The organism is Marinicellulosiphila megalodicopiae (assembly GCF_045862395.1).
In the GTDB taxonomy this organism is placed as follows: Bacteria; Pseudomonadota; Gammaproteobacteria; order Pseudomonadales; family Natronospirillaceae; genus Marinicellulosiphila; species Marinicellulosiphila megalodicopiae.
This window is the reverse complement of the sequence record NZ_AP023087.1, coordinates 3,565,270-3,585,426: the sequence shown is the minus strand read 5'-3', so window position 1 is coordinate 3,585,426 and position 20,157 is coordinate 3,565,270. Positions and strand designations below refer to the sequence as shown.

Here is a 20,157-nt window from a genome sequence, read left to right as displayed (position 1 = left end):
TTGGCCTAGTAAACTTTTGATATCTCAAAAGTGGTTGTGGTTTTCTTGTTTACTGTTTTCTTTATAGTCAAAAACCTTACCTTGAAAGGTTTTCCAAAAATATGCGCCGCTTCAATGTTTTGTTCTTTTAATTTTAAAATAAACTCTTTATCAGTCATTTTAATTGGAATTTCCTTTTTTTCACCTTTTTTAGGCGCTTTGTTGTCTATCTTCCAGCCGACCGAAGAATTAATGTTAGCAGCAACAAAAATTATAGTCTTATCTTCTGGTATAGTCTTTTCATCAGTATAATCGCTTGTCTTTAATTTAACAAATGAATGGATATCTTCTTTTGTAATTAATATTTCACTATTATCATCTTGTTGCAATGATTCTATTTTAAAATTATTCGTTCCTTTTTCCAATAAAGGCTCTCGAACGAGTGAATCCATGCTTTTCCTAATGTTTGTATTTTTTATCAGACTGACAACTTCTTTTTTATATATCACTTTATTGCCATCTTCAGTTTCAATAGTAGCGCTACCATCAGTGTTAGTGTAACTTTCAACATCTTTGCCTTTCAAACTCTTCATTAGTGACAATAAACCGCCTACTCCAGATGCTGCCCCTACCGCTTTAACAAAACCCACGGCTTCTACAACATTTTTAATTTCTAAATTCTGAAAAACATCAATAACAAATCCAAATGAACCCGGTATAAAGTCAGCATTTACTTTTACATCAATTACATCTCGACTACCATTAATTTCAGCGCTAGTCTCATAAAGTAATTCTCCTATAGCTTTGAGTGATTTTGCAAAAGTAAAAATTTGAATTTCATGATCGTTATAGGTTTCACCATCAAGTATTACTTTAAAAGAAGTTTTAGTTTGCTCGTTCATAATATTTCCTCGAGATCATCTAGATCTAAATTGTTTTAAGATGTTTATTCCTATAAATCCATCTCTACTTTTTTAGCAACACCAACAATTGTTGTTTTTTCGTCAATTTGGATGGTGCTAAAATCTGGGTTTAAGGGTTTTAATAGTCGGTCATTGCCATCTATTACTAATTTCTTTAACGTTGCTTCAGTGCTGTTTTCAAGTCTTGCTACAACAATCGATCCATTTATCGCTTCGGCTTCAGGGTCAACAATCACTATTGACCCTGCTGGTATCGATGGTGAACCAAAAGGGTTCGTCATTGAATCACCGACAACACGAAGAGCGAATGCATGCTTACTCACTTTTGCTGTTGTTTGTCTCCATTCTTCTGCATCACCTGGGTGAAAATTATCTACAATTTCAGCCCAGCCACCTGCTTGAACCCATGATATCAAAGGAACTTCATTTAGTGATGTTGCAGCTCTATATAGATTGGTGGATTCTTGCACTGAAATATTGGAATCTTTTGAGCCATATAAAAGCCATTCAGGCGAACATTTTAAAATCTCTGCTATTGCTTCAATTTTTCTTGGTCTTAAGGTCTCGCCACTTTCAATTTTTTGAAGTGCCTGCTGCGAAATTGCCAGCTTATTAGAAATATCATTTTGAGTTAACTCTAACTCCATTCTACGAGCTTTAAACCTTGTTGCTAACGTCATTATTCATACTCTAATACTGAAGGTATATAAGAAATACATTCTTACAATTTAAGATTGTATTGACAAACACCTTAAAGTTGTAATCTAATACAACTTTAAGTTGTTTGTTAAGGTAAAAAAATGCTAACTGCTATTCAAAACGCTACCGAAATCATCGGTGGTCAAACTGCTCTTGCTAATCATTTAAATATCAAACAGGCCAATGTTTGGAATTGGTTGCATGTAAGAGGTCAAGCCCCCGCAAAATACATTAAGCGCATTTCTGCTCTTACTGATAATAAAGTGACAGTAGAAGAGTTACTGGCGGATCACAACAAAGAGTAATTAGTCATCAATTTTAACAATCGGTTTTTCTTGAAAATCAAAAGAATGATTATCAAATGCAATATAAATATAAAAGTTACGGGGTTAAATGAAAATGATAAACACAAAACACAGGTTAGTGATTCTTAATAAACACATCCAAAAATGGTTGGACCTACCAGGTATTAATCAATCATTAGTGGCTCAAAGTATTGTTGAAGAATTTAAGCGCACAAACTTAGATAGTGAACTTCAAATAGAAGACATCTTCTTTATGAATACCGGTGATGTATTTGCCGATGTTAATACAAACCGCCAAAAGATATTTAGATGGTTGGGGGTGATGGATAACGGGGCTAAGCGTTCTCCTGCGCGTTTATTTTTTGTTGAGCAGGGGATTGTGGGTGCAATGCCTGAAGATATTCGTATCTCATACCTAAACGAAGTTTATAAAGATTCAACTGCTTGTTTTAGTACTGCCAATGTAAACAAGGGGGATTCAAAGTTAAATCGTTTTGCTATCACTGAGTCCATGATCAAAGAGTCCACCGAAGCTCAATTGGCTGTCCTTCAATTGGGTGACAACCCTACCAACCAGCAACTACACAAAGCAGAAATTGAATTAAGAGAAGATATTGCAACAAAATTAGAGGCGCTTGAATTACTTATGCAATCTAATCCTGCTGCATTTTCAAAGAATGATTTAAGCACCTTAGTGGGTTAATTATGAGCCAGTTACCTTCAACAAATAATGTTGTTCCATTTCCTAGGCCCAATCAAAACGTTCAAAGTAGCGAAAGGGGGACAGTCGTGGAAGCTAATATTGAAAATGGCTTTTTAAGGCTTGCTAATCAGTTACTCGAGCAGTTGGCCAAAACCAAATTAAATGGTTATGAAAGACGAATTATAGACGCTGTGATGCTAAAAACGTTTCGATTTCATCAGAAGACAGATTGGATTAGTGATTCTCAATTGTCAGAAATAACAAACATAGCAAGAAGCCATGTTTGTCGATCAAGACTGGAATTGATTAAGCGGAAAATTTTATTAAAAGATGGAAAGAAGATCGGTATTAATCCAGTTATTTCTGAGTGGAAAGAAACCGAAAAACCAAAATCAAACTGTACCAAATCTGGTACAAATATTAATAAAAAAGGGTGCACCGAATCTGGTACAAATTTGTACCAAGAACGGTACAGCCCAATACCAGAAATGGTACAAAAAAGTACCGAATCTGGTACACACAATAAGAAGAAACTTAATAATAAGAAGATAAAAGATATATGTACCTTAAATCAAAATTTAGAAAATATTCCTGAAAAGAAAAAACGGCAAGTCACACCAGAATTATTCAAAGAATTTTTTAACCAATATCCAGAGCATCGTCGTGGTGGAAATTATCAGCAAGCTTGGAAAACGTGGAAATCTGAAAAACTCGAAGAATCCGAAATTCAATTGGCGGTTGATTGGCTTAAGCGAGCGGCTGTTTTGGATTCGCAGTGGCAAACAAACGGCAATGGCCAGTACGTGGTGGGAATTACAAAGTTTATTCGAGAATACCGTTGGAGAATCCCGTACATACCAATGAATTCGAATCCATCGATTTCAGGAAACCCTCAGCGTGAAGAGGTTCGACAGCAGTTGCGAAATATCGATGACACTAGCTGGGCAGATGATTATTCACACCAAGAAACATTTGATCAAACACCCGCATACCAAGATCAACCAATCGAAGGGGAGTGGTTACATGACGATTGAAATCATGATGATAAAACAAAGCGATGGCACATTTCGACCGTGCACCACGTTTGATATTGAGAAAGCGAGTCGAATTAAGGCGCACTCTTCGATGAAGTTTGTTGGCACGCGCCAGAAGGCACGAACGCTCAAAAAACACCAAAAATACTGGTCAGGTTTGATCGATCTTACGTTTGATTATTGGGAGCCAATGGACGGGTTGTTGAATGCATCTGAAGTGGTCACCATTAAAAAATTTGAAACGTATATAAATTCTAAAAACGAACAAGATTCTTGGGTTACGAATGAATGTCATGAGTTTTTAAAAAAATTGCGTGCAAGTCGTGAAAGCAAAATAGAGGAACCTCAAAAAACTAAAAAAATGTTGCATGAGTGGATCAAACTTGAAGCGGGTTGGTATGAATTACATGTCACACCAAAGGGGATCCGTAAGGTGCCTAAATCCATTAATTTCAATGCAATATCTGAAGAGGAATTTACAGAATTTTATAAAGCTGCATTTTCTGTCTGTTGGAAATATATCTTGAATCATAAATTTGAAAATCAAGCCGAAGCGGATAACGCAATAAACACGATGTTGGTGAATTTATGATTGTCATTGGTATAGATCCAGATTGTCAAAAACACGGTGTGGCGTATTACAAAAACGGTAAATTAATATCGTTAGACATGAAAGAAACCATACACCTGGTAAACGACATTAAAAATCAAATGGCCGATGAAGAATTGATATGCGCCCTAGAAGATGTCATGAGCAATAAGTTTGTGTACAAGCGCAACGAAAATAAAAACAAGAAAATTCAATCCACAATTGCCATGAATACGGGCAGATGCCAACAGGCGCAAGTTGAGCTTCAAAGATTGTTTGATTACTACAAGATCCCTTACGTGTTGTATCCACCGCAAAGGGGGAATTGGGCGAAACAAAAAGAACATTTCGAAAGGGTAACCGGCTGGAATAAGCGAAGTAATGAAGACAGCCGTTCAGCTGCCTATTTTGGATATTTAGCATGGGGGAGATATGGAGCACTTAGCCAATAGAGAAACAATTGTTTTGCTTGAGCAGTGGGCAATATGGGCAAAGCAAAATAAGGGGCTGAATATTAATTGGCAGTCAGTATCAGCCACTGCTGGACCACAAGAGTCTGATCATAGAGATACGACAATATCAGACGATTTAGCGTTGATCATAGATGGCTTGATGGGGAAGTTAATTAAACGAAATCCAAAATTGGGCAATGTGCTGTATTGGTATTATTTAAGTGAGGGCAATGCATCCAAAGTGGCGCGAGTGATGGGATTAAACCGCAAAGAGATTGCAAGTATAGCCAGAAGTGGTGAGGTTTGGTTTGATTTGGCGTTAGAGGTTATTTTGGGTGAGGGTGCTTAGAATGAAAAGTAAACTACCTACCAAAAGTCATTACCCTACCAAAAATGGTAGAACATACCTTAATTATAAAGGTATAATTTATTTGCACCTGCAAAATCAGGTGTCGGGATTGCAACCCCGCTTTCACATTAGAAGACACTGATACGCCTTTTTTGCGTGTCTGTGTGACTGTTCGTCCTCGTTATGGGGGGCTGGACGGGGCCACTTTCGAGTGGGCTGTTTCTTTTGTGGCAGTTGTTGCAACCCTGTTCAGTCCACCACCATAGATTGCAACCTTTGGTGTTGGGTTTTAATAAAACTTACACAAAAGGTTATCAATAATGACAATCCCAAATACCATTTCTTTTGGCTCAACCGAGCTAAAAATCCTAAATCATAACAATCAACCTTGCCTCACAGCTTCTCAATTAAGCCTAGCTTTAGGTTATAAAGATTCTCGATCATTGACTAAAGTTTTTAATCGAAATGAAAGTGAATTTACCCCCGATATGACCGAGGTGGTCAATTTGACCCCCTCGTCGAATTTACTGGCCTGTAGCCGTATTTTCTCTCCAAGAGGCTGTCATCTAATTGCCATGTTTTCACGTACCGACAAGGCTAAAGAATTCAGACGCTGGGTTTTAGATGTCCTTGATAATTTAGTTGAAAAAGAAGCTCCACTTGTGATCGGAGAAGTTAAGCCGGTTGAATACCCTTATTTATTAAAATTTGAAGAATTGCACGATTGCGGTTGGTCCATGGAAATAAACAAATTACTTCATGCTTTAAAGGCAAACGAAGGTAAGGAAATCATCATTAAGCCAGGCGCAATTGCTAGGTCGATGTCTGAGGTTAGAACCTTGATGCATTTGACTGAGAGTTATCGAGCGAAGTTGGATCGAATACAGGCGATTAGTAAGTATTAATGGCCCAACTTCCCGAGGTGGTCAAATTGACCGTCTCGGGTGTAATAAGATGAATTTATTCATAAACGCATAAAGTACTTGAGGGTGTTGTTGTTATTTAGTTAAATGGTGGTTTTAATTTAATGGATAATAGTTATGCCAAAATATGAGATCAAAGGCAAAGGCATCAAAACAAACCGCATGAGAACGCGAGTTTATGAGGCGAAAACGGAAGAAGAGGCAAGAAATCTAGCTAAATTAGACGAAACCACTGTTATTGAAATTATCAAATTAAAACCTGACCCTGCAACAGAAAAACAAATAGCATATGCCAGAGATTTAAATATTGTCATCCCACCCAATCCAACTAAGGACGGATTAAGTGAGTTAATTAGCCAAGCAGTTTCTAAGGAAGAGGAAAAAGAGGAAAAAGAGAAGAACCGAAATAATATTGATCTTGGTGATGTCGAATTAAATACAGTTGATGCAAAACAAGTGCTAAGGGAAGTATTAGAAAAATTCAATATTGAAAAAGCTCAAATATCTGAAGAAGTTAGATCATTTTCAGAGTCCATTAAAGAAGAAACTGAATATTATAAAGACAGTATTTTGGATGCCAAAGAAGAGTTAACCAAAAATCAGAAATTATTAAAAGAAATGAAGCTAAAAAAATCAGACTTCTCAGACTTGGAAGAATATGAGGATGAATTAGAATCAGCAATATCAGATGTTGAAGATGCTAAAGAAGAGCTAGAAAGCTTGAAAAATGACTTCGAAAAATTTAAAAAAGATAAGCGTGAGTTATTATTAGAAAAACTTAATAGTTATGATTTGATTGCTGAAAGCAATAACTCTTCAACTGAAGGTGTTAGCTCGAAAGGGATGTTAGTAATTATAGTGATTATAATTGTGGTTGTACTTGCTGTGATTACGTCAAACTCTTAAATAGTTACACATTTCCTGTTTTAACCTACAAAAGTAGACCAAAACAGGAAAACAAAGTATTTTTTATTTCTTTACTGATATTTCAAGGGGGGGTGGGGGGTTAAGCTTTTTCTCTTGAAAGTATGGTTTGTACTTCATTGTTTTTTACAAAATTAGAAAGTGAAATTATTCTTTTTTGAAGGTCATCAATATCCTCTTCATCTCTCATGGGTGCATTATCTATTATTTTTAAGTCTCTATTGAGTTGAAATAAAAATTCTTTGATACATATATTATCGTTTTTGTAAATATTTATACTGGATGATAATTCATCATTTTCATTTGATATTTTTTCAAACGCAACCTCTTTATTGTTTAAATCTGCATTGTATGTTTCTAATTCATTCTTAGTTACAATTCTTTCATTTGTTATAAATATATACATTTTTTTAATTCTATTTTGAATGCTAATTGCTAATGAATTTAAAAAATCATTTAGAATTGGAGAAATTATTACATTGAATAATCCAATTGATATTGCAAAAAATAGAGCACTATCATTTATACCAATAAGGTTGTCGGTTAAGTAGCTCGAATCTATCTCGGAAAATTTAAAGATGCAATCCACGAATACCTTCCAGTTAAGAAAGCACCAAGCTATTATAAACCCGGACCAGAAAGGGTGTTTGATTTTTTCTTTTATTATATGGTTTGCTGTGTCTTTCATAGTAAATACCTTTTATAAATGATTTTCCCCTATTTATCTGGGAGCGCTATATTAAACTATTATCTTAGGGGGTGACAATTATTAGACAGGTACACTTTATGCTTATAAATTAATATGACAATTTTAATCAACAAAAGGAATAACGAGGTTAAGGGAAAGCAATGAACTTAAAAAAAGCTAGAAAAATGGATGTTTATACAGAAAACGGATCTAAATCGGTTATTTATGAGTACCGTGGGTGGGACTGTAAAGTAGAAGGGCATAAAGAATGTCAATTCAAAGTCAATATTTCAGTATTCAACTATGACGAAGCAGGTAATAAAACAAGCGGATGTTTGGCAGGTCAGTTGATCGAGTTTGATTCCATAGCAGAACTCAAAGAAGTGACTTCATATTACATTGATCGAGTAGAGATGAGCAGTGACGCCATACTTGAGTTGGTTGACTGGTATGGCGAAGTGTTGGAGTTGGAGGAAGTTATTAGTTAAACAAAATATTCTTTCTGTATTATCCGCCCACACTTTATGCTTGAAAATTATTTTACATTTATTTAATTAAATCGCTTGCATTGTTCGTGATTGCGAACTAATATACCTACATAGCTTACGAGAACGGCTCGAAGCAAAATTAAAGCGAGACACATTATGAATATTTCAACTACTTCTTTCGATCACAACTACCACAACTCAAAAGTGGTTTCTTCAAACTTCTCAAGCGATTATGTATTACATCAAGCGGATATTTTTTGTGATATTGAAATTGGTGATCAAACTTTTTGCGCAATGTTTCAAGCGGGCAACGGTTATTTGGGTAACGATTATTCACGCCCTGATCCTAAATTTACAATTTCAGTTGATGGCGGTGCGGATCGCGTACTTGAATTGATTGATCAAATTTGTGAAAGCGATTTTGATGACTCAGATTTAAAAGATGAACTTGAAGAAATCAACGAATACTGCGAAGCGATCAAAACAAAAAATGACTTATTTGAAGTGTGGACAGTATTAAGAGATTTAACAATTGACGCAAACAATATCACTTTAGCATCAAACGACCCAGAAGATTGGATTCAAGACGAATGCGGTGACTGGTCAGAAAAATAACTAAACACCAAGCCCTACGGGGCTTTTGTTCCTTAGATGACCTTAAGTTGGAGTTGTAAATATGATGTCAGGTGAACATTTTGGCAATTTAACTGTGATTAAAAATGTTGCCTTAGTGAAGCATGGTCGAAATAATGTAAAAATTTGGCTGTGCAAATGCGCTTGCGGTAACACAGTTGAAATTGATCAAACATCATTAAAAAAAGGATTAATACTTGCGTGTAAAACATGCAGACGCGGACCGTGCGTGATTTGTGGTGGTAAAATTAATGATGATAGTTTTAGTGTAAAACGTAACACATGTTCTGAAATATGTAGAAAGCAACAGATAAACAACAAACATTTAAAACGATATATAAAACAGGTCGCTGATGATCCAGATCACAATAAAAAACGGTATCAACAACGATTAGAAAGCGATGAAAATTATAATAAACATCGATATGAAAAAAAGTTAGAGCGAATTTCAAAACTATCTCAAAAAGAACAGAAGCTAATTAAATCAAAAGAAAATAAAGCAACAAGTGAATGGAGATCTAAGTATGTCCAAAATTTAAAAGAAACAGATCCAGTCAAATATGCCAAGTATATAGAGCGCTCTCGTAGAGCGCTTAGAATGCATTATCAGAGAAAAGAATTAAGCAGACTTCGAATCTTAGATCAAAAAATAACAAACATAGAAGAGAATAATGATGACTAATATTGATATTAGAAATAACCAGTTACCAGAAATTGAAAATCTATCAAAACTCAATACCAAGCAATTAAAAGACTTATTTGCTGTTTCGCTTGAATACACAGCCAAACATTTAACGTATTTAGCTGCAATTTGGTTGGAATTAGAAAATAGAAATATTGACCTATCTGCACTTAAAAAAGGAATTGCTGTTTATATTCCGATGATTGCTCATAATCGAATTGATCCCAAATTAGTGATTGGATACGCGGGACAAAAAACACTTTTGAATGCATTGTCGATGCTAAATATTGAAGAGCAAAACAAAATTGCATCAACAGGATCAGTACGATATATAGACCCTGCTACAGGTATTGAAAAGAAAGTTGATCTTGTAGATTTAAGTGCAAAAATGATTCCTCAAATATTTGCAGACAACAAAATCAGAACGATTAAAGAGCAAAAAAATATTATCGAAGAATCATTAAAAAATACAAAACCCAAGGGGCTTAAGATCAAAAAAACATCGACTGTCACAAAATTAAAATTAGATGGTGATTATTTAGTTATTTCAGATAAGAGAATAAAACTGGATCATATTTTAAATTTTCTTACAGAAAATGGAATTTTGGAGGATAGTTTATGAGCTCTGGAGATTTTAATAATTTTGAACTTCAGGCGATGCGTCGTTTACTTATGTTAGATGTGAGCGAAGCCGCAGAATTGATCGGCAAAGTTTCAACACGATCGTGGCAATATTGGGAATCAGGCCGTTCAAAAATTCCTGACGACATTGAAATGGAAATGTACGGTTTGGCGCAAATGCGTAATTTATTAATTGATGAAACACTAGACGATTATCCAGAAAGTGACGACACGCATTTAATGCGCTGGTATCACACGTTTGATCAATTTATTGTGGATTATCCCGATTGCAATAAAGTCAGCTGGCGTTTGCATCAAGCAGTGTGCGCGTTTATGTTTGCAGAAAGTGGCAATATTTCATTAACAAGTGACGCACCATTATTAAAAAATAGCTATTTATATAAATGGTTAAACAAACAAACAGATGAGCAAATCGAGCACGCACGCCAAGAAGAAATTTTTAATAAACGTTTAGCCAAAAAAAACAAATAATAGGTTAATGAAAAATTATTTAAAAAATAGTTGATCAGTTGGATCCAACTATGTAGTATTTATCAGGTAGTTTGTTTTTTTGCACCCTAAGAATTATTTTATATCTAACCCGCACTGTGAATTCAGGAGCGGGTTTTTTTATGCCTGAGAGAAAGTTATGTCAGATACGTTAGCAAATATTAAATTACCTGCATCCACTTGGGTTGATTTATATACACATCCCACCCTTACTGATGCTGGTGTTTCTGTTGGTCAAAAGTTAATTGTTAATAATTTATATTTATCAGATGTAAAACTTTGCTCTCAAGCTAGTGAGCCTGATGCAGATAGTGGATTTGTTTTCTTGGAAGGTCGTGGCAGTAAAGTGAATGAGTCTGGTGATAGTGGTGCTTGGGTTTATAGTGATGTCGCTGGTTTGATTAATGTGGGGATTGTGTAATGGGTTGGAGTAAAGAGTCGGATTTTTATTTTTCTGCATATTTTTATTCCGAAAGGCCGCCTGCAGGGTTGGGGTGGAATCCAGGTCTTCCAACACCGACATTCACCAAAATTGGTAATCAATTTTTATGTGATAAGAAAGTTGAGGATTTCATAAATCCTGCTAGTTTCCCAAATAAGTTGTATGTAGATATAGATGCGACTGGAGCGGGGGATGGTAGCTCTTGGGTTAATGCTTATAACTCAATTTATGATGCATTATTAGCTGTTGAGGCATCAGGTGTTGCAACGCGTATATTAGTTATGTCTGGTATTTATGATTACGGATTTAGTACAACGCAATCAGGGAATATTACATATATGAATGTAGACTATACACTTGAGGCGATGCATGGAAGGGTGACAACGCTCGCTGGTGCTACCGGCGATCATAAATCATGGGCGTTAGAGGGTTCTTATACTGATGTTTGGGTTTCTACTATAACCCAATCTATTCGGGGTTATGATTTTTTATCTAAAATGTACTTAAAACCCGTAAATAGTATTGCGGAAGTGGCGGAGACTCCAAATAGTATATATGTGAATGGGAGTTTGGTTTATGTTCGCAGATTGGATGGAACAAAGCCTGATAGAACTCTTTTTGTTATTCGGAACTTTCCTGGGGTGGGGCTTGGTGGAAAAGCTAAGTGCTTAATTCGTAACTTTGATGGTTATGGTGGTAAAAGTGGTACTTTTAGATTTTACGAAGACACTGATGGTAATGGCGTGCCCACTATAACTGAGTCTTGGGGTGTTTTAGATAACTGTACTGCGCAGTACGCTATGAGTGGTGAATTTGATGATGTTTTTGGCGTTACAGTATTTAGTATAGAGGATTGGACGCTAGGAGTTTTTTTTAATTGTACTGTTGGGCAATCGTGGGCAGATGGTTTTGCTGGAAGTGTTTATGGTGATTACCCGCCTCATATTTTGGCGGTTGGATGTAAATCTGTGGGATCAGGAACAAACTTTGATTCAATTACACCTAGGCAATCCTGTAATGGGATAACTATGCATGGAGGTGCAAAATTGGCGGAAATTGGGGGTTACTTCTCAGGTTCTGTTGGATCTAACGTGGGTCACGTTGATGAAGATACAAGAGCTTGGCATTTTGGTACAAAAGCTGGTGATAGCGATGGTGATAAGCCAAATAATGGCGGTTTGGAATGGGGTGCTTTTGGTGTCTGGGGGAGCTCGGTAACAATGTGGTTGTCATTCTGTACTGATTTTGGATCTCCAATTGGTGTCATGAAAAGCTCTTTAGCGAATTGTTATATCCGAAATCATTCCGGCACTGGCACTATTTCTGATGGTGTTGTGGTGCTTCCAGAAGTGCCATATAGATTGTAGTGGTTTGAAAATTAATTTAACCGCCCTCTTAATCGAGGGCTTTTTTTTGGGCGAAAGAAAAGCATGACACACAACGAGGGAGCAATGTTTATAAGTAAAGCGGTAGGGATTACCGGCACTGCGGGCGGGCTTGGTGTTTATGCTGAGCAAAAAGTCTCATGGCTTGGGTTGCATAGTCCAGAGATCACGGCAATTGCGGGTATTGTTTCTATTGTGTGTGCGGTTGCAGGTTTGGGATTTAGTATTTATTACAAACATAAATCATTTAAAGCGTCGCAGGATAATAACCAATGAATTTAAAACAATTAAAAGATGAAGTGATTATTCCGACGCTTGATTTTCTTGATTTAAATAGTGAATCGGCTGTGAATTTATTGATCGGTACTGTGTGCGCTGAGTCTGCAGGTGGTAAAGATTTAAAGCAGTTGGGTGGTGGTCCTGCACTGGGTATTTATCAAATGGAGCCGGCCACGCATGATGATATTTTTAAAAATTACTTAGCATATAAGCCTGAGTTAATGAGTAAAGTTTTATGCTTATCAATCGTAATGGGTGAGGGATTTACAGAAGGTCATCGTCAATTAGTATTTAACCTGGTGTATGCAACCGCGATGGCAAGGATTCATTATTTGCGTGTCAAAGAATCATTGCCCCGATCTACAAATGTGATTGCGTTAGCTGAGTATTGGAAAAAATATTACAACACGCACAAAGGTGCAGGAACGGTTGATCACTTTATAGAGAGTTATCAACGTGGACATGCTTAATAAGCATCGTGTATTCCCTCGATTGTTTTCTATTTTGTTTGGGAATCTTTTATTTAAAAGCTGCGATTGGTTTATGCAGTTAGAGACGCCAAGCGCCGAGCAATCAGCGTTTGTGATTGCAATGGTAACGGCAGGTTCAGCGTGGTTTAAATTTTATGTGGACAGCGGCAATAAAAACTCTATTCAAAAACCCAATGATTCTAATGGTGATCATCATTAGTTTAATGGGTGTCATGTTATACAAGAGTCATAACACAATCATACAAACACGATTGCAGCGTGATTCAGCATTGCAAACAATCAGCGGTATTCAAAAGCAACAGTCGATTGATAAACAAATAATCGAACAGGCACGACGACAGCGGGAAGATTATGCAGAGGGTTATCGACAGGTTAAGCAACAGCTCGAAGATGCTGCAAATGATTGCGGTAATGATGATATCAATAGCGATTACATCATCATGTTCGACGCCCAGTTCGGTGGTTAAGTTAGTGCCACCGACTGAGTTAGTACAGCCCTGTCCCGTACCATCGTTGATTGGTGAGACATGGCGCAGTGCATTGGAGTTAGTAGCATTGAAGTTAAAGCAATGTGATCAAGACAAGCAAGCAATCAGAGATTGGATTAATGAAAGCACTGATTAGTAAAATCAAAAGGTACTTTAGATGGGGTGCCCCCCTTACGGGTATAGCTGAGCGCGTTGCTTAAGTTGTTATCAAAATATTTAAACATTAGGTTGTTGTGTTGTTATTAATGCCAATTGAACTAGCGAATAGATTAAGCCTATATATAAAGCATTAAAAAATAATTTAACGATCGGGAAAGTTAATTTAAAAAGATTTAATAGAACAAGTTGAAGTCTTTCTATATTAGTTTTTACTTGTCTTGTTATTCGTTGTTGAGATCAAAAAATCATGCAAATTCCCCTCTCAAATAAAAAAAGGTACTTAGGCAGATTATGCCCTTACCACGGTGGTGGCTGAGCGCGGGCTTTGTGAGTTTTTTTTTAATTTTTGGGAATGCTCCACAGGTCAGGGGTAAAAAATAGCTGTAGCCCTTTAGTTATCTGGCTTGCGGGTTTGAGCATGGGTGAGCATTTTTAGAATTTTCGATGTACAACGTTTCGACTTTTTTCGACCCCATTGGAGGGCGTGTTTTTACTGGGCTGGTTGCCAATTTTATGAAGGGTTTTTGTTGGGGATTTTATGGCATCGACGATTAACGGAAAACGCCTGTTTAGTATTACTCAACTTTCTGCAGATTTTGGATTAGATCGACGCACTGTTTCAAAGAGAATTGAAGGCATTCGTCCCTGTGGCAATTCGGGCGGCCATCCTGCTTACACATTGCCAGCGGTTGCCACTGCGTTAATGAAAAGTGAGGCAAAGTCCGGTGCATTATCGATGGATGAAGTCGATAAACTTGAGCCAAGTATGCGTGTCGCGCATTGGGATGCGGAATTAAAAAAGCAAAAATATCTGCAAGAATCAGGAATGCTAATTACTGAAGGTGAATTTATTTTAGTAGTTGGCTTAATGCAAAAATCAATCAGTGATAACGCATTAAGATTGCCAAACAAATTACAGCAATCATTAGATTTAACGATCGAACAAACACGAACGATCGCAAAAGAAGTGCGAGGTTGGTTGGATGAATTAGCAGACGATCAATTGAAAACATTAAGCGAAGAAATTCAAAACAGGCAACAAGAGTTCCCCGAGGAAACCGAAGAGAAATAAATAAACATGTATGCAAACGCGCTCGATCTAGCAGTCAATCAAGTTGATTTAGTTAGGCCGCCGCGTGAAATTTCAGTAAGCCAATGCGCACATGAAACGCGTCGAGTTTATGAGGTCGGTGCTTGGGACAATAACATTGCTCCTTACATGATCGAACCAATGGACATGCTTAATAGCGATGTTCACACAGGCTTAAGTTTTATGGGGCCTGCCCGTTCATTAAAAACAGATTCATTAGTTATGAATTGGCAGCAACATATTGCCCTATTTGATCCAAGTGATTTTATGCTTGTGAATATGTCGATGGGTACCTGTCGAGATTATGTAAAAAAAGATATACGCCGTTGGATTGAAGGCAATTTAGAAGTTAAAAACAAATTATTACCCGGTAAACAAAACGACAACTTACGCGAAAAAGTTTGGGCAAACGGCACCGTATTTATTTACGGATGGGCAACCGTCAGTCAACTAGCATCCAAAACAATAAGACGTTGTGCAATCACCGATTACGATCGTTTTCCATTAGACATTGGTGGTGAAGGTAATTTATTTGCGTTAACCCAAAAGCGTAACCAAACATTTAATGCAGGTGTTTTAAAAAACGGCATGACCATGGCCGAGTCATCACCTGGTCACATGTACACCGAAAAAGATTATAAAAATAAAGCAACACCACATATTGCACCACCTGCACCTGGCATTGCATCGCTTTATAACGATGGCGATCGTCGGTTGTGGTATTGGCAGTGCAAAAACGACACATGTAAAAAATACGCACCTGCAGAATTTAATAATCTTGAATGGGACGACACACCCGATCACGAAGCCGCTGGTCGATCAGCTCGATACATTTGTCCGCACTGCAAACACGAACACACATCCGGTGAACGCTACAGTTTAAATCAAAAAGGAAAGTGGCTATCTGAAGGATTAAAAATAAATAGCAAAGGTGAAATTTCAGGACAAGCCCGTGAAAGCTCAATGGTCAGTTATTGGTTAGAAGGCGTTGCCGCATGTTTTCAGCAGTGGAGCGAATTAGTCACCAAATATTTAAAAGCAAAAGAAAAATTTGAAGACACAGGCGATTACCAAGATTTAAAAGTGACAGTCAATGTCGACCAAGGTAAACCATTTTGCAAGCCCATCGGCGAAGATGAAACCACCGCTGATCAATTACAGGAACAAGCCAAAGACTTTGCAAAAAACAAAGTGCCAAAAGGCGTTCGTTATTTGATCGGCACCGTTGATATTCAAAACGGATCCAAAGGCCGTTTTGTTTGCCAAGTGATGGGGTTTGCGTACGACGGTAAAAAATACATTATCGATCGCTTTGATATTCGTCACCCAGTGGATCCAGAAACAGGCGAAATTTCAGAGCGTCGCGTCATGCCAGAATCGGCTCCAGAAGATTGGGATCAGCTAGAGCACCAATTCATGAATAAACAATATGAATTGGATGATGACTCAGGTCGAAAAATGGGGTTAAAACTTGTGCTATCCGATTTAGGCGGAACAGGGGCAACCACTGACAATGCATATAAATTTTATCGGCGATTAAAGAAAAAAGGCATGCACCGTGATTTTATGTTGGTCAAAGGTCGCAAACAAATCCCTTTAGTTAAAGTCAGTTACCCAGACAACACAAATCGCAAAGACAGAACAGCCGATGCACGCGGTGAAATTCCAATATTGACCATCAATACCAACCGATTTAAAGACATGATCAGCGCATCATTAATTCGCGTCGATGATGAAGCGGATTTGGTTTTACCCGATTGGTTGCCGTTTTGGTTTTTCAAAGAATTAACCGCCGAAACATCAATTAATGGCGAGTGGAAATGCCCGAAAGGCACACCCAACGAGGCCACGGATTTATGTGTTTATGCGTTAGCCGGTTCATACAGCGACAAAGTAAAAGCAGACAAAATCAACTGGTCTGATCCGCCCGCTTGGGCAGACGATTGGGATAATAATTCGCACGTAACTGGCAACACCAACACACCTAAAAAACGCAAGCGATTAACCGCTGCACAACTCGCGGCACTTAACGCATAACAAAAGATAATCTTATGAATATTTCAAAAGCCACCGCTCAAATCTATTTGGCCGAAGCGCAAAAAGCATTGCACAATTTAAATATTGGTCGTGCGGTTGTGTCTGTAAATGTTGATGGTAATTCGACCCAATTTAATGCGGCGAATATCGGTCAATTGAGAGCGTATATTCAAAGACTTGAAAACATCATCAGTGGTCAGTCGGCGCGTTTACGTCCAGCAAGGTTTGAAATATGAGTATGCAAGTTTCTCCAATCATCAACCCAAATACAGGCACGAACTACATTAAAAACAACTCAATGGCGGGTTTTAATGCAGGTGGCGCTTCAAACTCTATGTCGAGTTGGAATCCAATGTCAGGCAGTGCCGACGCGGATTTATTAGATGATAAATTACTGATGGATGCCCGTTCAAAAGATGCCGTTCGTAATACCGCGCCAGGTAAAGGTGTTATCCAATTACATCAAGATCATGTAGTCGGGCACATTTGGAAATTATCGTATCGCCCAAACTGGACAGCGCTTGGTTTAACCAAACAGCAAATCGAAGACAACGATGAAAAGCTGGGTGATTTTGTTCGCATGGTTGAAGCTAGGTTTACTGAGTATTCCGAAACGCCAGAGCTAATTGACGCAGAAGAAAAACGCACCCTATTACAAATGGTACGTGAAAACGTAGGCCAAGATGCAATGGTCGGTGAGTCACTGGCCAGCGTTGAGTGGTTCAAGCATAAAAAAATCAGCACCGCGATTAAGTCCATTGACCCTGATCGCTTATCGAATCCATACGGTCAAACAGATGGCGATAAATTAAGAGCCGGTATTCAAATCAATCGATTTGGGGCAGCGACGCATTACAACATTCGTCATAGCCATCAAAACGATGTGGGCTTTGGTATGTCGGTCGGTAAATGGAAAAAAGTAGCAAAAACTACCCCTTGGGGTCGTCCACAAATCCTGCATATTTTTAATACCGATCGCCCAGATCAAAATCGAGGTGTCCACAAATTAGCGGCGTGTTTAAAAGAAATCCGTTTATTTGAAAAATGGAACGAAGCGCAAATCAGTAACGCGATTTTAAACGCGCAATACGCCATGGTTTTAAAATCCGATTTACCTGCCGAGGCAATGGCGGCAATCGGTGCGGATTATTCAAACGGTACCGATCCGGCGGAAACTTATTTAGGGTTTCGAGGTGAATATTATAAAAACTCACCCCGTTTAAAACACGATGGTGTGAATGTACCTGCGTTATTACCACACGAATCATTAGAGTTATTAACAGCCAAAAACCCAAGCGGAAAAACAGAGTTTGAAACCTCTCTATTGCGTTATATCGCCATGGCAGCGGGTGTGTCTTATGAGCAATTAGCCAAAGATTTTACTAAAACAAACTACTCAAGTGCGCGCGCGGGCATGTTTGAATCGTGGCGCCATTTTATGGTGCTGCGTGTCACGGTAGCAGCAAGATTTTCAAGCCAAGTTTTCAGATTGTTTTTTGAAGAAATGGTATCTAAAACGTCAGAACGTGGCGGGTTTGATTTACCGCTTGGTATTTCAAATATGACGTTTTGGTCAAACGTGCAAAGCTGGACTCGATGCACTTGGAACGGTGTAGGTCGTCCCATCATCGACGGCATTAAAGAAGTAAAAGAATCCATTTTATTAATTGAAGCGGGCCTATCTACAGTCGAAAAAGAAAGTGTCAAATTTGAAGGGGATTGGGAAGAAAACTTCACTCAACTTGCTAAAGAGAAAAAATCCGCTGAGAAATTAGGCTTAAATCGAATCACCGCCGCTGATGCAGAGGCGTTGGCACCTGAGCAAACAGGGCACGAACAACCCGCAGCCGCATAAACGGCAAAGGAGAACGTTATTAATATTAAAAAAATAAACTTGCATGCCGTGTTAGCTGGGCAAACCGCCTTACTTGATCCGCAATTTTTACCCGCGTTAATCAGTAGTATGCAAGACACGCAAATGCTGTCCATCGATCGTCCAGAAGATATGGAACCAAGCGCAGCGTTTTGGCTGGATGAATCCTTTCAAAATGGTGAAACACCTTACCAGGTTATTGATGGCGTAGCGGTCATTGATGTGTCAGGTGTGTTGGTTTCAAAATTAGGAATATGGGGCGATTGGTACGGCTATCGCGGTTACGACGGCATTATTGCTGAAGTAAAAATGGCGGTTTCTGATCAGCAAGTTAAAAAGATATTAATTAATTTCGACACAGGTGGCGGTGCGGTTAATGGGTGTTTTGAGGCCTGCGAAACGTTGGCGGAATTAAGCAAACAAAAAGAAATTACCGCGTTTGCGTTTTCGTCTGCGTATTCGGCTGGTTATGCATTGGCCTGCTCTTGCACAAAATTAGTATTAACTCAAACCTCAGGCGTGGGATCAATCGGCGTGATCACTGCTCATTGGAATTATAAAGAGCATTTAAAACAATACGGCATGGACGTCACGCTAATTTATGCGGGCGAGACCAAAGCAGATGGCAACCCTTACGATAAATTACCTGATGACGTAAAAAGCAGAATGCAAGCCGGTATCGACTCGTTGCGTGTTGAGTTTGCCACACACGTTGCAACCCAACGATCGTTAACAATTGATGATGTGTTGGCAACCGAAGCGGCCTGTTTTCGAGGCGTTGAAGCCGTTGAAAATGGCCTAGCCGATGCGGTAATGCATCCAGATAAAGTATTAGAAAGTTTAACCAGCACCACGGCAACAGGCGGCGGTGTTTTCATGGGTGATATTGCCCAAAACCCAACTTCAAGCGAAGTTAATAAAAACGAGAACGACAATATGAAAAAAGTTGTATTAGCTGTTGCCCCAACAGCAGAAGACGCCGCCGCACTTACGCAAGCTGGTATTGAATTTACAGTGTCTGCAAGTACAGACAAAAGCGCAGAGCGTACGCGTATTAACGGCATTTTAAGTTGTGAGGCTGCAGAAGGTCGCAGCACATTGGCGAATCATTTAGCCATGAATACAGACATGAGCGTTGAAGATGCAACGGCATTGCTAGAAGTGTCAGCAAAAGAAGCGGCAAAAGTTGAACCGGTTGAAGCGGCTACGCCAGCTGATCCATTAGGTACAGCAATGGGTATTATGGGCGGCGCAAATGTTGAAGCAGAAAGCCAAAGCGAAACGCAAGTGGATGAAGATGATGTCCTTGCTCAACAAATGGCAAGTTACAGCCGATCTAATCCCCTTGTAAAACCAAAATAAATAACGCTTAAATTTAAGCGCTTAATCATTTACACATTTTTTAAATAAG

Annotated in this window: 28 protein-coding genes; 25 read left to right on the top strand and 3 right to left on the bottom strand. The window is 38.3% G+C overall.

The features are described from left to right. Window positions 1-5: 5 nt before the first annotated feature. Together TYM08_RS15355 and TYM08_RS15350 are read right to left on the bottom strand one after the other, a co-directional pair. On the bottom strand, window positions 6-881 hold the full coding sequence (locus TYM08_RS15355; RefSeq protein ID WP_422380029.1) for a hypothetical protein: 876 nt from the start codon (window positions 879-881) through the stop codon (window positions 6-8). A 50-nt stretch (window positions 882-931) separates the two neighbouring features. Further along, window positions 932-1,582: a LexA family protein gene (locus TYM08_RS15350; RefSeq protein WP_422380028.1), complete on the bottom strand. Its 651-nt coding sequence runs from the start codon at window positions 1,580-1,582 to the stop codon at window positions 932-934. 120 nt (window positions 1,583-1,702) lie between these two features. Between TYM08_RS15350 and TYM08_RS15345 the strand changes: the two genes are divergently transcribed. From TYM08_RS15345 to TYM08_RS15310, 8 genes are all read left to right on the top strand, one after another. Further along, window positions 1,703-1,906 (top strand): YdaS family helix-turn-helix protein, encoded by a 204-nt coding sequence (locus TYM08_RS15345; RefSeq protein ID WP_422380027.1) that lies wholly within the window; start codon window positions 1,703-1,705, stop codon window positions 1,904-1,906. 88 nt (window positions 1,907-1,994) lie between these two features. Next, window positions 1,995-2,609 (top strand): hypothetical protein, encoded by a 615-nt coding sequence (locus tag TYM08_RS15340; RefSeq protein WP_422380026.1) that lies wholly within the window; start codon window positions 1,995-1,997, stop codon window positions 2,607-2,609. Window positions 2,610-2,611: 2 nt separating this feature from the next. Next, window positions 2,612-3,643 (top strand): replication protein, encoded by a 1,032-nt coding sequence (locus TYM08_RS15335; protein ID WP_422380025.1) that lies wholly within the window; start codon window positions 2,612-2,614, stop codon window positions 3,641-3,643. Next, entirely contained in the window at window positions 3,633-4,235 is a 603-nt protein-coding gene (locus TYM08_RS15330; protein WP_422380024.1) for a DUF1367 family protein, read from the top strand. Before TYM08_RS15335 ends, TYM08_RS15330 begins: the two co-directional genes overlap by 11 nt. Further along, window positions 4,232-4,684: a hypothetical protein gene (locus TYM08_RS15325; protein WP_422380023.1), complete on the top strand. Its 453-nt coding sequence runs from the start codon at window positions 4,232-4,234 to the stop codon at window positions 4,682-4,684. Before TYM08_RS15330 ends, TYM08_RS15325 begins: the two co-directional genes overlap by 4 nt. After that, the gene (locus TYM08_RS15320) at window positions 4,665-5,033 is read left to right on the top strand and encodes an antiterminator Q family protein (RefSeq protein ID WP_422380022.1); all 369 of its coding nucleotides are present in this window, start codon (window positions 4,665-4,667) and stop codon (window positions 5,031-5,033) included. The genes TYM08_RS15325 and TYM08_RS15320 overlap by 20 nt, the downstream gene beginning before the upstream one ends. Window positions 5,034-5,353: 320 nt before the next feature. Further along, complete coding sequence (locus TYM08_RS15315) at window positions 5,354-5,938, top strand: BRO-N domain-containing protein (RefSeq protein WP_422380021.1); 585 nt, start codon at window positions 5,354-5,356, stop codon at window positions 5,936-5,938. A 135-nt stretch (window positions 5,939-6,073) separates the two neighbouring features. Further along, entirely contained in the window at window positions 6,074-6,862 is a 789-nt protein-coding gene (locus TYM08_RS15310) for a hypothetical protein (RefSeq protein WP_422380020.1), read from the top strand. 100 nt (window positions 6,863-6,962) lie between these two features. Here the strand turns inward: TYM08_RS15310 and TYM08_RS15305 are convergent, their stop codons facing one another. Beyond that, entirely contained in the window at window positions 6,963-7,568 is a 606-nt protein-coding gene (locus tag TYM08_RS15305; RefSeq protein WP_422380019.1) for a hypothetical protein, read from the bottom strand. 161 nt (window positions 7,569-7,729) lie between these two features. Between TYM08_RS15305 and TYM08_RS15300 the strand changes: the two genes are divergently transcribed. From TYM08_RS15300 to TYM08_RS15220, 17 genes are all read left to right on the top strand, one after another. Beyond that, the gene (locus tag TYM08_RS15300; protein WP_422380018.1) at window positions 7,730-8,056 is read left to right on the top strand and encodes a hypothetical protein; all 327 of its coding nucleotides are present in this window, start codon (window positions 7,730-7,732) and stop codon (window positions 8,054-8,056) included. Window positions 8,057-8,212: 156 nt separating this feature from the next. Beyond that, on the top strand, window positions 8,213-8,671 hold the full coding sequence (locus TYM08_RS15295; protein WP_422380017.1) for a hypothetical protein: 459 nt from the start codon (window positions 8,213-8,215) through the stop codon (window positions 8,669-8,671). 61 nt (window positions 8,672-8,732) lie between these two features. After that, on the top strand, window positions 8,733-9,371 hold the full coding sequence (locus tag TYM08_RS15290) for a hypothetical protein (RefSeq protein WP_422380016.1): 639 nt from the start codon (window positions 8,733-8,735) through the stop codon (window positions 9,369-9,371). Further along, entirely contained in the window at window positions 9,361-9,993 is a 633-nt protein-coding gene (locus TYM08_RS15285; protein WP_422380015.1) for a hypothetical protein, read from the top strand. Before TYM08_RS15290 ends, TYM08_RS15285 begins: the two co-directional genes overlap by 11 nt. Continuing rightward, entirely contained in the window at window positions 9,990-10,484 is a 495-nt protein-coding gene (locus tag TYM08_RS15280; protein ID WP_422380014.1) for a DUF1870 family protein, read from the top strand. The genes TYM08_RS15285 and TYM08_RS15280 overlap by 4 nt, the downstream gene beginning before the upstream one ends. 157 nt (window positions 10,485-10,641) lie before the next feature. Further along, window positions 10,642-10,923 carry a hypothetical protein gene (locus tag TYM08_RS15275; protein WP_422380013.1) on the top strand — a complete coding sequence of 94 codons (282 nt, stop codon included), beginning with the start codon at window positions 10,642-10,644 and terminating at the stop codon, window positions 10,921-10,923. Further along, window positions 10,923-12,311, top strand: coding sequence for a hypothetical protein (locus tag TYM08_RS15270; RefSeq protein ID WP_422380012.1), 1,389 nt, complete (start codon window positions 10,923-10,925; stop codon window positions 12,309-12,311). Before TYM08_RS15275 ends, TYM08_RS15270 begins: the two co-directional genes overlap by 1 nt. A 63-nt stretch (window positions 12,312-12,374) precedes the next feature. Next, window positions 12,375-12,605: a hypothetical protein gene (locus TYM08_RS15265; protein ID WP_422380011.1), complete on the top strand. Its 231-nt coding sequence runs from the start codon at window positions 12,375-12,377 to the stop codon at window positions 12,603-12,605. Continuing rightward, window positions 12,602-13,078, top strand: a complete 477-nt coding sequence (locus TYM08_RS15260) for a hypothetical protein (RefSeq protein WP_422380010.1) — start codon at window positions 12,602-12,604, stop codon at window positions 13,076-13,078. The genes TYM08_RS15265 and TYM08_RS15260 overlap by 4 nt, the downstream gene beginning before the upstream one ends. Next, window positions 13,071-13,298 (top strand): hypothetical protein, encoded by a 228-nt coding sequence (locus TYM08_RS15255; protein ID WP_422380009.1) that lies wholly within the window; start codon window positions 13,071-13,073, stop codon window positions 13,296-13,298. The genes TYM08_RS15260 and TYM08_RS15255 overlap by 8 nt, the downstream gene beginning before the upstream one ends. 13 nt (window positions 13,299-13,311) lie before the next feature. Next, window positions 13,312-13,566 carry a hypothetical protein gene (locus TYM08_RS15250; protein ID WP_422380008.1) on the top strand — a complete coding sequence of 85 codons (255 nt, stop codon included), beginning with the start codon at window positions 13,312-13,314 and terminating at the stop codon, window positions 13,564-13,566. 4 nt (window positions 13,567-13,570) lie between these two features. Further along, window positions 13,571-13,723 carry an Rz1-like lysis system protein LysC gene (lysC, locus tag TYM08_RS15245; RefSeq protein ID WP_422380007.1) on the top strand — a complete coding sequence of 51 codons (153 nt, stop codon included), beginning with the start codon at window positions 13,571-13,573 and terminating at the stop codon, window positions 13,721-13,723. A gap of 561 nt (window positions 13,724-14,284) precedes the next feature. Continuing rightward, window positions 14,285-14,818: a DUF1441 family protein gene (locus tag TYM08_RS15240; protein WP_422380006.1), complete on the top strand. Its 534-nt coding sequence runs from the start codon at window positions 14,285-14,287 to the stop codon at window positions 14,816-14,818. A 6-nt stretch (window positions 14,819-14,824) separates the two neighbouring features. After that, on the top strand, window positions 14,825-16,873 hold the full coding sequence (locus TYM08_RS15235) for a terminase gpA endonuclease subunit (RefSeq protein ID WP_422380005.1): 2,049 nt from the start codon (window positions 14,825-14,827) through the stop codon (window positions 16,871-16,873). Between the two features lie 14 nt (window positions 16,874-16,887). Next, window positions 16,888-17,109 carry a gpW family head-tail joining protein gene (gene gpW / locus TYM08_RS15230; protein ID WP_422380004.1) on the top strand — a complete coding sequence of 74 codons (222 nt, stop codon included), beginning with the start codon at window positions 16,888-16,890 and terminating at the stop codon, window positions 17,107-17,109. Further along, the gene (locus TYM08_RS15225; protein ID WP_422380003.1) at window positions 17,106-18,728 is read left to right on the top strand and encodes a phage portal protein; all 1,623 of its coding nucleotides are present in this window, start codon (window positions 17,106-17,108) and stop codon (window positions 18,726-18,728) included. The genes gpW and TYM08_RS15225 overlap by 4 nt, the downstream gene beginning before the upstream one ends. A 48-nt stretch (window positions 18,729-18,776) precedes the next feature. After that, window positions 18,777-20,108, top strand: coding sequence for a S49 family peptidase (locus tag TYM08_RS15220; RefSeq protein WP_422382838.1), 1,332 nt, complete (start codon window positions 18,777-18,779; stop codon window positions 20,106-20,108). Window positions 20,109-20,157: the final 49 nt, after the last annotated feature.